This is a genomic window from Aequorivita antarctica, from assembly GCF_007997155.1.
GTDB classification, from domain to species: domain Bacteria; phylum Bacteroidota; class Bacteroidia; order Flavobacteriales; family Flavobacteriaceae; genus Aequorivita; species Aequorivita antarctica.
The window spans coordinates 32,917-47,075 of sequence record NZ_VORT01000006.1; the positions used below are offsets into that span (position 1 = coordinate 32,917).

A 14,159-nucleotide genomic window follows, 5' to 3' on the forward strand; every position below is an offset into this window, starting at 1 on the left:
AAAATTTATTATTTAAAAATGGATAAACCACACGTAAACATAAATACAGAAAATGGAATCGCAACCATCGAATTCTTCCACCCAGCGCATAATAGCCTGCCAGGAGATTTGTTAGCGAAACTTGCAAATACAATCACTGAAGCTGGAAATAATGAAGATGTAAAAGTTATTATTCTGAAAAGCGGCGGCGACAGAACATTCTGTGCAGGTGCTAGTTTTACTGAACTTATAAATATCAACGATGCTGAAACTGGAAAAATATTTTTCAGCGGATTTGCAAACGTAATCAACGCAATGCGGAAATGTCCAAAATTCATCATTGGAAGAATTCAAGGGAAAACTGTTGGCGGTGGAGTTGGCGTTGCATCTGCGACTGATTATTGTTTTGCAACAAAGTTTTCAGCAATCAAGCTAAGTGAATTAAATGTCGGAATCGGCCCATTTGTAGTTGGCCCCGCAGTAGAACGCAAACTTGGTCTTAGCGCGATGAGCCAAATAGCCATTGATGCCAATACTTTTTACAGTGCAGAATGGGCAATGCAGAAAGGTCTTTTCAATCAAGTTTTTGAAAGTATTGAAGTTATGGATGCGGCGGTAGCATCATTCGCTGCAAATCTTTGTACTTACAACCCCGAAGCAATGAGGGAGATGAAGAAAGTATTTTGGAGTGGAACGGAAGATTGGGATGAATTACTTGCGGAAAGAGCTGTGATTTCAGGAAGATTGGTTTTGAGTGATTTTACAAAAGAGACGCTAAAGAGATTTGAGTAAATAGTTTAGAATATCCCAATTAAAATTTTTATAAAGTTCAATAAATTTGTGAGAAATGAATGAAAAAAAAATAAATACACAACTTGAAAATCTTCGCAATCATGGTTGGACTAGTATGGACTTTAGAAATTGTGGATTAACTCATTTTCCCGATGAGTTATTTAAGAACCCTAACATCGTTTATATTGACTTAGGAAATGACAATGATATTGATGAAAAATATAGAAATAAAATAGATGAAATCCCCGATGATATTAGTAAGATTAATCGACTTGCTAAACTTAATTTAGAAAATAATTCCCTATTAAAGATTAGTGACAAATTAGCCACCTTACCAAGGTTGAAAGATCTAAATCTAAGAAATAATAATCTTAAACATTTACCGGAAAAGGTTGCTAATATGACTCAATTAAGTGTGTTAGAAATCTCGGGAAATCCATTCGATATTCTACCTCCAGAAATTGCTTCACAAGGTATTGATTCAATTCGAAATTTTTTTCAAGAATTAAAAGATCCTGATTATTTATATGAAGTTAAATTAATAATGGTGGGTGAAGGAAGAGTTGGAAAAACATCTTTATCTAATGCTTTAACTGATAAAAATTTTTCTTTAGAGGATGAAAAATCAACCGAAGGTATTAATATTCTCCAATGGAACATTCCTAATGATGAAGTCATAAAATACAATGACGCCATAAAAAGAGATTTATTGATAAATATTTGGGATTTTGGTGGGCAAGAGATTTACCATTCAACTCACCAGTTTTTTCTCACAAAAAGATCATTGTACCTATTATTAACTGAATCTAGGAAAGAAGATAGTCATGAAGATTTTTTTTATTGGCTAAATATAATTAAAATGTTAGGTGATAAAAGCCCTGTATTAATGGTGCTTAACAAATGCGACCAACCTATAAAAGATTTACCTATAAAGGAATATAAAAATACTTTTGACAATATTCTTGACTTTGATAAAATTTCGTTAGTTAACTGTGAACCTCATTTAACAAATTTGAATTTATTTAGGAATAAGGTAATTAAGATAGCAGCAAATTTACCCCATATTGGAAATCCTCTTCCGAAGGTTTGGGTAGACATAAGAAGAGAAATTGAAAATTTAAAATCTAATGGCAAAAATTTTATTCATCTTGAAGAATTCGAAGAATTATGTAGAACTTACTATCTCTCTCAAGAAAGGTCAGAATTTCTTTCAGATTTTTTTCATGATTTAGGAGTATTCCTTCATTTTAGAAATGATATTATCCTAAAACGGGTCATATTTTTAAACCATGAATGGGTTACCAAAGGTGTATATAAAATTCTTGACGATCCTATAGTAATTGAAAATAGAGGGGTATTTACAGGTCAGGATATTGAAAGAATTTGGAAAGATTCTGAACATAAACCTAGGACTGTTGAGCTTATTTCATTAATGAAAAACACAAAGTTTGATCTGTGTTTCGAAGTAAGCGCGGAGAAATATTTAGTTCCAAGATTACTACCAGTCGATCAAATTGAATTTGAGTGGAACGATAGTTTGACTACTGCAAAATTTGAGTTTAGATATAAGTTTATGCCAAAAGGAATTTTAGCAAGGTTAATCGTTAAGATGAATGAAGATATTTATGAGAATAATTATTGGAGATATGGTGTTAAACTTAATTTCGATAACACTTTTGCACTTGTTAGAGAATATTATTTTGAAAACAAAATCACTATAAGCTTATTTGGAGATTCAGTAAAGGAATATTTATTTGCTATTAGAAAGTCTTTTGCTGCAATTCATGACGATTATAATGATTTAGAAATTAAAGAAATGGTTCCATGTATTTGTAGCTATTGTGAAAAAAACAAACACCCCCATTTTTTCCCTTATAAAGTACTAAAGAAATATGAAATTAGTGGTAAGTCGAAAATTGTTTGTGATGAGTCCGTGGAAGATGTTGATATTAATGTTCTTTTAATTAATTATGGTAGAGAAATAGGAAAACGAAAAATGATCGTTTGCGAAAATTTAAATGCTGGAATTCTAAATTCATTAGGGTTTTTAAATATTGATTTTTTACCCGAAAAAGATAGTTATACGGTATTTGGAAGAGTTCAATCTGATACCGATATAATAGGTATTAGAGATAAAGATTTTATTTTAGAATCTGAGAAAAAATCAATAGAAGCTGATTTTCCGAACTACTGTATTTTAGATTTTTATTGTATTGAAAATTATTTATATCATCCAGAAAATGTTGAAAAATTACTATCGGAAGGATTTGAAAGGGAAAAATATATTGAAAGTATAATAGAAGATAAGAATGTAAATTTGCTGAAAATTGCAAGTAAGCTTAATAGAGCAAGGAGTACTTTTTTTGAACTTAAAATTCATGGTGAAAAATATAGAGATGAAAAAAATTCAGAAAAAATATTAGATAAACTAAGGAGTGACAATTTTTCAGATTTTTATGAATATTTCAATATGAAAGATTACAACAAAGCATATTTAAATAAATTTAATTTGACTCAAGATGTTCTTTCTTCTACTACTTGGTTTAAGTCTAAAATAGAAGATTTGATAAATAAAAAAATTAACGTGATTAAATAAACCATTAAAATTATCCTGATTTTATAGACTAAAAGGGTTTTTCAGTTTTAATATGAGGAAATATGTTTTTAGTTCATACCATTTAAATTATGATTTATTCTTTCAAAGGACATATTCCAGTAATCCACGAATCCAGTTTCGTCCATCCATTGGCGGCTGTTACAGGAAACGTGATTATTGGGAAAAACTGCTACATCGGTCCAGGTGCTGCCATTCGCGGTGATTGGGGTGAGATTATTTTAGAAGATGGCGTGAATGTACAAGAAAATTGCACCATTCATATGTTTCCTGGGAAAAGTATAGTTTTGAAAGAAAGCGCGCATGTTGGGCACGGAGCAGTGATTCACGGAGCCAATTTGGGCAGAAATTGTTTGATAGGGATGAACAGCGTAATAATGGACGATGCCGAAATTGGTGATGAATGTATCGTTGGTGCAATGAGTTTTGTGAAAGCAGAAGAGAAATTTCCAAAACGAAAATTGATTGTTGGGAACCCCGCAAAAGCAATAAAAGATATTTCGGATGAAATGATTGCTTGGAAAACTGCCGGAACTAGATTATACCAACAATTACCAACGGACTGCCATGAAAGTTTAAGAGAGGTGGAGCCATTGCGTGAAATTCCTCAGACTCGACCAGTTCAGGAAGATTTTTATAAAACTTTGAAAGATTTTAGAGCAAAGAACCAAGAATAAAGACCGATGTCTCCCCGAGCGCAGTCGAGGGTTCATTTGAAAGATATATATTGATTAGTACACAAAAGCACTTCGACAGCCCTTCGACTGCGCTCAGGACAGGCTGCTCATTGTGACATTTATAGAAAATGCAAAAAACAGAATTTAAAATGCCCAAAATGGGCGAGAGCATTAGCGAAGGAACCATCATCGAGTGGCACGTAAACGAGGGCGATACCTTTAATGAAGGCGATATACTTTTAGAAGTAGCCACCGATAAAGTGGATAATGAAGTGCCTGCACCGTCTTCAGGAAAAATGCTTCAACATAAATATAAAGCGCAAGATGTTGTTCCTGTTGGGGATGTGATAGCTATTTTAGAGCTTTCAGGAGAAAAGGGGATTTCGAAATCTCCAAAAATCACTACTGAAAAAACTGTTGCGAAGGATATAACTTCCGAAAAACCCAAAGCACAAAAACAAGCTTCAAAACCTGCTTCATTTAAAGTAAACGAGAACGTTTTTATTTCGCCTTTGGTTGATGCTATTGCTCGTAAAAATCATATTAGTTACGAAGAGCTTGCAAGAATTTCGGGAACAGGAAAAGATGGCCGTTTGCGTAAAAGTGATGTTTCAGAATATCTGGAATTGGGTCGTCCATTTCAGTTTGCGCAAGCAGTTTCTGAGGCTTCTGGTTTTCAAATTCCCGACTTAAAATTCGACAAAGGAAAAGGCAAAATTGTTGAAATGGACAGAATGCGCCAAATGATTGCGGACCATATGGTTTTCAGCAAACACACTTCGCCTCACGTTACCGCATACGTAGAAGCAGATTTGACCGAAATGGTAACTTGGCGAAACAAAAACAAAGATGCTTTTCAAAAAAAGCACAGTGAAAAACTTACGTTCACGCCACTATTTATTGAATGTGTTGCAAAGGCAATTAAAGATTTTCCAATGATAAATTCCACGCTTGATGGAAAAAATATTATTGTAAAAGACGAAATAAACATTGGTATGGCAACGGCACTGCCTTCAGGAAATTTGATTGTTCCCGTAGTAAGAAATGCCGATAAAAAAGATTTAAAAGAATTAGCTCAAGCCACCAACGAATTGGTTGGAAAATCTCGAGACAACAAATTGAAAGCTGACGATACCAAAGGAAGTACCTTCACAATTAGTAATGTGGGAACTTTCGGAAGTTTAATGGGAACGCCTATAATCAACCAACCAGAAGCGGCAATTTTAGCAATTGGAATCATTAAAAAAAGAGCTGAGGTGATGGAACGCGAAGATGGTGATTCTATTGAAATAAGACAGATGATGTACCTTTCACTTTCCTTCGATCATAGAATAGTTGATGGATATTTAGCGGGTTCTTTTTTACGAAGAATTGCAGATTATATGGAGAAATTTGATTCAAAAAGAAAAATTTAAAAATGTTTGGTCGAGCGTAGTCGAGACCTCATTAATAATAAATAAGTGAATATTTCAAAAGATATATTAAAAAAAGCATTCAAAAATCTAGTCACCGCAAAAGCGATGACTGAGATTTATGAAGAAAATTTCAAAACCGTTTCAAAATATGTGCACGCTACTTCGCGCGGACATGAGGTGATCCAGATAGCCTTGGGAATGCAACTCCTACCACAGGATTATGCTTTTCCGTATTATCGCGATGATTCTATGTTGCTGGCAATCGGTATGAAACCCTATGAGCTGATGCTTCAGGTGTTGGCAAAGAAAGATGATCCATTTTCTGGCGGAAGAACTTATTATTGTCACCCAAGTTTACGTGATGACAACAAACCAAAAATTCCGCATCAAAGTTCAGCCACGGGAATGCAAGCCATTCCAGCAACGGGCGTTGCGATGGGGTTTTGGTATAAAGAATCTTTTAAAACTGAATTCAAAAATGAAACTTCCGAACTTCCCATTGTTGTATGTTCCTTGGGAGATGCTTCAGTGACCGAAGGTGAGATTGCCGAAGCCTTTCAAATGGCCGCTTTAAAACAGTTGCCAATTCTCTATTTAGTGCAAGATAACGGTTGGGACATTTCAGCAAATGCTGCAGAAACACGTGCCCAGAACGCTTTTGAATATGCAGCAGGTTTTCACGGATTGGAAGCAGTTACAATTGACGGAACCGATTTTGAAGAAAGTTACAACACTATTCAGGATGTAATTTCAAAAATCCGAAAAGAAAGAAGACCATTTTTGGTACATGCAAAAGTTCCGTTGCTGAACCATCACACTTCCGGCGTTCGCATGGAATTTTATCGCGATGATTTAGATGAAGCGAGAACCCGCGATCCATATCCAAAGTTGAAAAAACTTTTGATTGAAAATGGTTTTTCAGAAAAAGAGCTTTCAGACATTGAAAAAATTGCAAGAAAGGAAGTTGTTGAGAGTTTGGAAAAAGCTTTAAAAGCCGAAGATCCAAAACCAGAAGATTTATTTACGCATGATTTCGCTCCAACCGAAATTACTGAAGAAGTTGGCGAACGTTCTCCAAAAGGTGGCGAAAAAGTAGTGATGGTAGATTGTGCGCTGTTCGCAATTGAAGAATTAATGGCGAAACACAAGGAATGTTTATTATACGGTCAAGATGTTGGTGCACGTTTGGGTGGCGTTTTTCGTGAAGCAGCAACACTAGCACAGAAATTTGGCGACAATCGTGTTTTTAATACGCCAATTCAAGAAGCATTTATTGTAGGGAGTACCGTCGGGATGAGTGCGGTGGGCTTAAAACCAATCGTAGAAGTTCAATTTGCGGATTATATTTGGCCGGGACTCAACCAACTTTTCACTGAAGTAAGCCGAAGCTGTTATCTTTCAAATGGAAAATGGCCAGTTTCAATGATTTTACGTGTGCCAATTGGTGCATACGGAAGTGGTGGGCCTTATCATTCTTCTTCCGTGGAAAGTGTGGTGACAAATATTCGCGGGTTGAAAATTGCCTATCCAAGTAACGGCGCCGATTTAAAAGGTTTGCTGAAAGCAGCATATTACGACCCCAATCCCGTTGTGATTTTTGAACACAAAGGGTTGTATTGGAGTAAAGTGAAAGGAACCAAAGGAGCAACTTCAGTAATGCCTGCAGAAGATTATATTTTGCCTTTCGGAAAAGCTTGGGTTTTACAGGAAATCTGGAAACAGGAAGAAGAGGAAACTCTTTCTATTATTACTTATGGAATGGGTGTGCACTGGGCAATGAACGCTTCAGAAGAACTTGGAATGCAGGATAAAATTGAAGTTGTGGATCTTCGAACGCTTCATCCTTTGGATTATGAAACTGTTTTCAAAAGCGTAAAAAAGTGCGGAAAATGTTTAGTCGTAACCGAAGAACCTTCGGAAAATGGTTTTTCAAGAGGCTTGCAGGGAAGAATTCAGGAGGAATGTTTTCAGCAATTGGATGCACCCGTAATGCTAATAGGTTCTGAAAATATGCCAGCTATTCCACTAAATTCTACTTTGGAAGAAACCATGATTCCTTCTACTGAAAAAGTGAAGAAAAAGATTTTGGAAGTTTTGAACTATTGATTTTCCGTAACTTGTGTTCCGAAATTTAAAATCTATGATTTTTCGTCTCATTTTATTTCTATTGCTAGTCCAAACAGTGGTTGCCCAAGAAGGCGTTTCCGTTTTGATGGACAGTTTGGCGCAAACTTCTTCTGAAAGTGGAAGGGCCAGATGGAGCATGGAAATTGCAGCAAAGTTGGCCAATGACGACTGGGAGCGGGCACTTAATTATATGGATGTTGCAAAAGAAAGTGCTATAAAATCTGATTCTGAAAAAACCGTGGCGGATTTTTATAAATCACTTGGTAATATTTATTTTACGAAAGACGCGTTGGACATTGCCTTGGAGCATTATTTAAAGGCTTATGAATTCTACGAAAGTCACCCAGATTCAGACCGATTTAAACTGGAAAATAATCTCGCCATTGTCTATGCGCGTACTGATAATAATGAAAAGGCATTATTTTATTTCAGAAAAGTTTACAATTCCCAAAAGGAGAAAAGCGACACTTTAAATTTGGCTAAAATTCTCAATAATATGGGAAGTCTTTTTTTGGATAGGGAAGTAGATTCGTCTTTGGTATATTTTAAAAAGTCGCTTCAGCTTTCTCAAAACATAGCTGATCCAGATTTAAAAATGTTTCTCCATACTAATCTTGCTCGCTGCTATGTGCGGAAAGAAAATCCAAATATGGCAAAAATGTATTTTAAAGAAGCCATTGCAGATGTGGATAAGGGTGTTAACCCTCGAGGTGCTGCGTGGTTGTATAATGAACTTTCAGAATTTTATTTAAACGCCAAAATACCTGATTCCGTGGTCTATTTTGCAGAAAAGGCGGTAAAAAATTTGGACAGTGTAGCTCCCTTTGGTTTTGAACAGCAACGAGCTGTAGGCTTTCTTTACAAAGGCTATATCGGTAAAGGTGATTTTGAAAAAGCATCTACCTATTTTGAAAAATATTGTGCCATTGGTGATACCTTGAATTTGGAAGACAAACGGGTAAATGTAGAGAAATTACTTATTGGGGAAGAATATCGGAATAAGGAAAAAATTAGGGAGCTGGAGGAAAGTAAAAGGCAATCGCGCAACTACATTATTCTTTTGGGGCTCATTACGCTTTTATTAATATTGGGCATGCTTTTGTACCGTTTTCGTAATAAACTGAAACGCGCCGAACTTGAAAAACAATTAGCAACAGCCAAACAAACGGAATTGAACACAAACCTCCAGCTAAAGAACAAAGAGCTTATTGGGAAAGCAATGGTGGAAATGCACCGTACCGAAATAATAGAGGATATTTTAAATGATTTAAAAGAAATAAAACTTAAAGCGGCAAAAAAAGAAACTCAAAACGCCATAGATTATATAGCTAAACGTTTAAAGCGTGATACTTCAACCAATATATGGGAAGAATTTGAACTTCGGTTTGAGCAAGTACACGAATCATTTTATGAAAACTTAACTGAAAAACATCCTGATTTAACTTCTCGCGACAAGAGGCTTTGTGCGCTTCTAAAACTAAATCTTACTTCAAAAGAAATTGCTCAAATTGCTGGATTGTCTTCAAAATCTGTTGAGAATGCCCGAACAAGGCTTCGAAAAAAGCTAGATATAACCAATTTACATACAGATTTGTCTGCATATTTATCCAATTTCGGATAACATATTCTACATTTTTTAAATTTCAAATAAAAATTAAATAATTGACAATCAATATTTTAATTAAAATTGAGTGGTAATGCTATGGGTCTTTTTTTGGGTTGAGTGTTTTTGATAGGGTAAAAGATTATGCGCAACTAAGATCAAGCTATACTTTTGAAATGTCCAAAAAACAAATCTAAAACTAAAAGCATTTTAATCTGGACATTCGATCTGACCTTTAAAAAACCAAAATCTAAGGCAGGTCAAAAAGTTTTATACCCAAAACTATTGCAATGAAACATAAATTGAAAGAAAAAACCATTTTGGACAAACTGTTGGAAAACAATACGAACAAAAAAAATGCTTTGAAAAAAATAATTCAAGAATTGGACAAAAAACAAAGCACAACTAGCAAGACAAACTAAAACCAAAATAATGAAAGCAATTTTTACAATTATCTGTTTTTTATCAATCTTTATTGCCTCTGCACAATGGACAACCGATACGGATGCAAATACACTGGTCGCTGATTCTGGAGAACTGGATGTGCAAGCTCGTGGCACTTCTGACGGCCAAACCTATGTAGTGTCATGGAAAAACGTTGGTGCGCCAACAAACATCGAACTGCGTTTACAAGTGATGGATGCGGATGGTAACCAAACATTGGGCAGTGATGGCATATTGGTTAGTGATCAATTACCTATGAGTACTTTTACCGTAATTATGAACACCGTGGTTGATGCGGATGATAATCTTTATGTAGGCGTTACCGGAACGCAAGACTTTTCGGCATATGCTTTTAAAATTGACTCTGAAGGCAACCAGCTTTGGGGTGCCAATGGTATTAATCTGGGTACAGGAGTGCCTGTTACTATATTGCCACTATCTTCTGGAGAAGCCATTGTTTCATGGCACGATTCAGGTGCTGCTGTTATGCAAAAATATGATGCTAATGGAACGGCCGTATGGCCAACTACTAAAACCATAGGTTCTGGAAATACTGTAGCTGCAAATATATTTGAACTTTCCGGGAATGATTTTGAAGTAGTTTATCATTCTGTTTTAAGCGGAATAAACTCTTTTTTATATGCACAACGTTATGATACAGATGGAAATCCAGTATGGGCAAACGCCATACAAATCGCTGACAGAGCCACTGCTTTTAATCGGTCTTATACAGGTCTGCAGGATGGCGATCTAGTTTATATGGGCTATTTTGCTTCAGCCGGAACACGTTTTGACTCCTATTTACAGCGAATAAATCCTGATGGAACGTTGCCTTGGGGCGTAAACGGTTCAGACTTCGACACAAATGAAACCGATTATGAAATGGACACTGAAATTGCTTTTCAAGCAGGTTCACAATATATTTGGGCTGTTTCAACTTATACCAGCCCTAACCAAAGTGAGCGCGGTGAGTATGTTCAAAAATTTGACAAAGCTTCTGGTGCGCGTGAATTTACCGATAATGCAAAAGTAGTTTTTCCAATAGGAGGAGACAAGGTTCATGCCGGGTCACTCAGCCTAAGAAATAATACCCCACTTTTCTTAATGGAAGAAGGAGAAAACAACGGAGTTGCACCTACCACTCTGCACGCTGTGTACTTGGACGAAAACGGTGCGTTTGAATGGTTAGAGGAAACCCGTCCTGTAGCTACTTTCGCAGCTGCCAAAGTAAGAGTGAATTTCACGAAAGAAGGAAATATGCAGAATGTAGCAGTTTTTGCTGAAGACAAAGGAACCGGCATGAAAGTTTATGCTCAAAATGTTTTGGATGATACCGTAGGAATTGAAGAATTTTCGAATGCTTCAATATTCTTTGCAAACCCTGTAAAAGATGAAATGCTTATAAAAAGTAATTCCTCAATTCAAGCAATCTCAATATTCAATGTTTTGGGACAACAATTGTTTAGTGCCAAATATAATAGTGAAAAGGAAACCAATATCAATACTCAAAACTGGACTTCAGGAATTTATTTCATGAACGTTTTAACGAATGAAGGGATGCAAAAAGGAATAAAACTGATTAAACAGTAAACTTATATTTATCCCCAATTGTTGAAGGCCTTTCCAGAACTTATTTTGGGGAGGCTTTTTTTAAACCCCCTAGTATGATCATTTTTACTTCTTCATCGCTCCAGGTGGATATTCTGCTAAAATTTTAGAAACAATTTCACGAATGCGCTCTTCCTTTTTCTCCATACTGCTAGTCACTAAATCGGCACTTCCCATACCTTGCCAAACCAGATTATTGGTTTTTGCATCAATCAAATCTATGTAAAGTGTACCTTCCGTAGAGCGGGAAACATTGCTGCCGCCATAATAACCTCCGTAATACCAAGGGCTCCAGCCCCAACCGTAACCAAAATTGTTGTTGTAAACGTCTATCCGCTCACGCTCTTTGGTGAATATACTAACCAACAAATCAGGAGTCTCAGATTTTGTCATTCCCTTCATTGTAAGATTTTCTTCAATTGCGCGAAGAATGCGTTTTTTGTCCAAATCGCTGATTTCGGCTTTGTCTATTCCCGGCTTAAAAAAGGCGAAGGAATTGTACTGATTAAAATTAGCTTCTTTATCGAAATCTGTCGCCACGCGAACGGTGGAGCAGGAAGCGAATACAAAAAGCAATAGCAAGGGTAGGAATTTAAGTGCTTTCATAATGCAATTTTTTTAAGTTGAAGCAAATGTTTTGGCATTTGCGGTTTTTCCTTTAAAGTTAAAGAAATTTATTTGAAAAGATTGTCATCAACGAAATTTGGAAGTGTAACTTTTAAATGCGGATTGTTTTCCATTGCGCGTTTTATAGCGAAAACAGCTTCTTCATTTCGCGCCCAACTGCGTCGTGCAATTCCATTATTTACATCCCAGAAAAGCATGTTTTCCAAACGTCGTTGTGCATCCTCACTACCATCAAGAACCATTCCGAAACCGCCGTTTATCACTTCGCCCCAGCCTACGCCACCTCCATTGTGAATACTGACCCACGTAGCCCCGCGAAAGCTATCGCCAATTACATTTTGGATGGCCATATCGGCGGTAAATCTACTTCCATCGTAAATGTTTGAAGTTTCCCGATATGGCGAATCGGTGCCCGAAACATCGTGATGGTCGCGCCCTAAAATAACCGGACCAATTTTTCCTTCAGAAATCGCTTTGTTGAAAGCGGAAGCAATCTGCAAACGCCCATCAGAATCTGCATAAAGAATACGGGCTTGTGAACCCACCACCAATTTATTTTCCTGCGCACCTTTTATCCAAGTAATGTTGTCCTGCATCTGCTGTTGGATTTCTTTTGGTGAATTTTTCATTAAATCTTCCAAAACTTTACAGGCTATTTCATCCGTTTTTTGAAGATCTTCTGTCTTGCCAGAAGCACATACCCAGCGGAAAGGTCCGAAGCCATAATCGAAACACATCGGTCCCATTATGTCTTGAACATAGGAAGGATATCTAAATTCTTTGCTTTTATCATCGGAAAGAACAGCTGCTCCCGCACGCGAGGCTTCCAATAAAAAAGCATTTCCGTAATCGAAAAAGTATGTGCCTTTTGCTGTATGCTTGTTGATGGCATCAACTTGACGACGCAGACTTCGCTGTACTTCTTTTTTAAATTGTTCCGGATTAGTGGCCATCATTTCGTTGGCTTCCTCATAGGTTAACCCAACTGGATAATAGCCGCCAGCCCAAGGATTGTGCAGGGAGGTTTGATCGCTTCCCAAATCGATTTTAATATTTTCTTCAGCAAATTTCTCCCAAACTTCAACCACATTTCCATCGTATGCTATAGAAACGGTTTCTTTATTCTCGATTGCTTCTATAACACGTTTTGAAAGCGCATCTAAATCTGAAATCACTTCGTCAACCCAACCTTGACTTTGTCTAGTTTCAGTAGCTTTTTTGTTCACTTCGGCGCACACAGTTACGCAGCCTGCGATATTTCCCGCTTTGGGTTGTGCGCCGCTCATTCCGCCAAGACCGGAGGTTAGGAACAAACCGCCTTTTGTTTCTTTTTTAATTTTTCTGAAACCATTCAAAACAGTAATTGTAGTTCCGTGCACAATTCCCTGCGGGCCAATGTACATATAACTTCCCGCTGTCATTTGGCCGTATTGCGTCACGCCCAGCGCATTGAATTTTTCCCAATCATCAGGCTTTGAATAATTCGGAATCATCATTCCGTTCGTTACAACCACTCTAGGCGCGTCTTTATGTGAAGGAAATAAACCCATTGGATGCCCAGAATACACTGCCAAAGTCTGCTCGTCAGTCATCTCCGAAAGATATTTCATGACTAAAAGATACTGCGCCCAATTTTGAAAAACCGCGCCATTTCCACCATAAGTAATAAGCTCATGCGGATGTTGCGCTACGGCATAATCCAAGTTGTTTTGGATCATTAACATTATTGCTTTTGCCTGATTAGATTTTCCTGGATATTCGTCAACGGGTCGCGCAAATATCTTGTACTCGGGACGAAAACGGTACATATAAATTCGACCGTATTTTTCAAGTTCATCACTAAACTCGGGTAGGAGCGTGGCGTGATGTTTTGGCTCAAAATACCGAAGTGCATTGCGCAAAGCCAGTTCTTTTTCTTCTTTTGAAAGAATATCTTTCCGCTTTGGCGCGTGATTAATAGATGGGTCGTAAGGTTTCTTTTCTGGCAAAATTGAAGGAATACCTTGTTGTATTTGTTCTTTAAAAGTCATTTTCCAAATATATTTTTATTGATGCTTTCCAGTTTTTTTATCAAATCCATATGGACAATGACGGCAACCACTTTCACAGCAATAGCCGCGTTTTAAATGATATTGCTCCGTAAAGCATTTGTATCCTTCAGGGGTAAGGTAATAATCACCTTCTTCGAGCTCTATTTTTTTCTTTGGGAAAAGCATCTTACAAAAGTAAGGATTTCAATGCTGAAAGTTTTAAAATAGAACCAAATCCAATGT

Annotated in this window: 11 protein-coding genes; 8 read left to right on the top strand and 3 right to left on the bottom strand. The window is 36.7% G+C overall.

Annotated elements, in window-relative coordinates; genetic code table 11:
* The first annotated feature begins 18 nt into the window (after nt 1–18).
* The 8 genes from ESU54_RS09575 to ESU54_RS09605 all read left to right on the top strand — a co-directional run bounded on the left by ESU54_RS09575 (nt 19) and on the right by ESU54_RS09605 (nt 11,241).
* Complete coding sequence (locus tag ESU54_RS09575; RefSeq protein ID WP_111845808.1) at nt 19–771, top strand: enoyl-CoA hydratase/isomerase family protein; 753 nt, start codon at nt 19–21, stop codon at nt 769–771.
* Nucleotides 772–826: 55 nt separating this feature from the next.
* Nucleotides 827–3,367 (top strand): COR domain-containing protein, encoded by a 2,541-nt coding sequence (locus tag ESU54_RS09580; protein WP_146848114.1) that lies wholly within the window; start codon nt 827–829, stop codon nt 3,365–3,367.
* Nucleotides 3,368–3,456: 89 nt separating this feature from the next.
* Nucleotides 3,457–4,062 carry an acyltransferase gene (locus ESU54_RS09585; protein ID WP_111844313.1) on the top strand — a complete coding sequence of 202 codons (606 nt, stop codon included), beginning with the start codon at nt 3,457–3,459 and terminating at the stop codon, nt 4,060–4,062.
* A gap of 128 nt (nt 4,063–4,190) precedes the next feature.
* A complete protein-coding gene (locus ESU54_RS09590) occupies nt 4,191–5,477 on the top strand; it encodes a dihydrolipoamide acetyltransferase family protein (RefSeq protein ID WP_170253271.1) in 1,287 nt (428 codons plus the stop codon).
* 105 nt (nt 5,478–5,582) lie between these two features.
* Nucleotides 5,583–7,583 carry an alpha-ketoacid dehydrogenase subunit alpha/beta gene (locus tag ESU54_RS09595; RefSeq protein WP_394348868.1) on the top strand — a complete coding sequence of 667 codons (2,001 nt, stop codon included), beginning with the start codon at nt 5,583–5,585 and terminating at the stop codon, nt 7,581–7,583.
* A 34-nt stretch (nt 7,584–7,617) separates the two neighbouring features.
* A complete protein-coding gene (locus ESU54_RS09600; RefSeq protein WP_111844311.1) occupies nt 7,618–9,225 on the top strand; it encodes a tetratricopeptide repeat protein in 1,608 nt (535 codons plus the stop codon).
* Between the two features lie 272 nt (nt 9,226–9,497).
* Complete coding sequence (locus tag ESU54_RS18175) at nt 9,498–9,629, top strand: hypothetical protein (RefSeq protein ID WP_262510802.1); 132 nt, start codon at nt 9,498–9,500, stop codon at nt 9,627–9,629.
* Between the two features lie 10 nt (nt 9,630–9,639).
* Nucleotides 9,640–11,241 (top strand): T9SS type A sorting domain-containing protein, encoded by a 1,602-nt coding sequence (locus ESU54_RS09605; protein ID WP_111844310.1) that lies wholly within the window; start codon nt 9,640–9,642, stop codon nt 11,239–11,241.
* Between the two features lie 84 nt (nt 11,242–11,325).
* On the opposite strand, the gene ESU54_RS09610 is transcribed toward ESU54_RS09605, so the two are convergent.
* The 3 genes from ESU54_RS09610 to ESU54_RS17830 form a co-directional block, all read right to left on the bottom strand.
* Nucleotides 11,326–11,865, bottom strand: a complete 540-nt coding sequence (locus ESU54_RS09610) for a DUF4136 domain-containing protein (RefSeq protein ID WP_111844309.1) — start codon at nt 11,863–11,865, stop codon at nt 11,326–11,328.
* Nucleotides 11,866–11,933: 68 nt separating this feature from the next.
* A complete protein-coding gene (locus ESU54_RS09615; protein WP_111844308.1) occupies nt 11,934–13,916 on the bottom strand; it encodes a urocanate hydratase in 1,983 nt (660 codons plus the stop codon).
* Nucleotides 13,917–13,931: 15 nt separating this feature from the next.
* Nucleotides 13,932–14,102: a DUF5522 domain-containing protein gene (locus tag ESU54_RS17830; protein WP_157881732.1), complete on the bottom strand. Its 171-nt coding sequence runs from the start codon at nt 14,100–14,102 to the stop codon at nt 13,932–13,934.
* Between the last annotated feature and the right edge of the window lie 57 nt (nt 14,103–14,159).

Bases quoted from the DNA above. Each gene is read 5' to 3' on its own strand.
- ESU54_RS09610 (WP_111844309.1), bottom strand. From the start codon at position 11,865: ATGAAAGCACTTAAATTCCTACCCTTGCTATTGCTTTTTGTATTCGCT.
- ESU54_RS09590 (WP_170253271.1), top strand. From the start codon at position 4,191: ATGCAAAAAACAGAATTTAAAATGCCCAAAATGGGCGAGAGCATTAGC.
- ESU54_RS09600 (WP_111844311.1), top strand. From the start codon at position 7,618: ATGATTTTTCGTCTCATTTTATTTCTATTGCTAGTCCAAACAGTGGTT.
- ESU54_RS09615 (WP_111844308.1), bottom strand. From the start codon at position 13,916: ATGACTTTTAAAGAACAAATACAACAAGGTATTCCTTCAATTTTGCCA.
- ESU54_RS09580 (WP_146848114.1), top strand. From the start codon at position 827: ATGAATGAAAAAAAAATAAATACACAACTTGAAAATCTTCGCAATCAT.
- ESU54_RS18175 (WP_262510802.1), top strand. From the start codon at position 9,498: ATGAAACATAAATTGAAAGAAAAAACCATTTTGGACAAACTGTTGGAA.
- ESU54_RS17830 (WP_157881732.1), bottom strand. From the start codon at position 14,102: ATGCTTTTCCCAAAGAAAAAAATAGAGCTCGAAGAAGGTGATTATTAC.
- ESU54_RS09575 (WP_111845808.1), top strand. From the start codon at position 19: ATGGATAAACCACACGTAAACATAAATACAGAAAATGGAATCGCAACC.
- ESU54_RS09595 (WP_394348868.1), top strand. From the start codon at position 5,583: ATGACTGAGATTTATGAAGAAAATTTCAAAACCGTTTCAAAATATGTG.
- ESU54_RS09605 (WP_111844310.1), top strand. From the start codon at position 9,640: ATGAAAGCAATTTTTACAATTATCTGTTTTTTATCAATCTTTATTGCC.
- ESU54_RS09585 (WP_111844313.1), top strand. From the start codon at position 3,457: ATGATTTATTCTTTCAAAGGACATATTCCAGTAATCCACGAATCCAGT.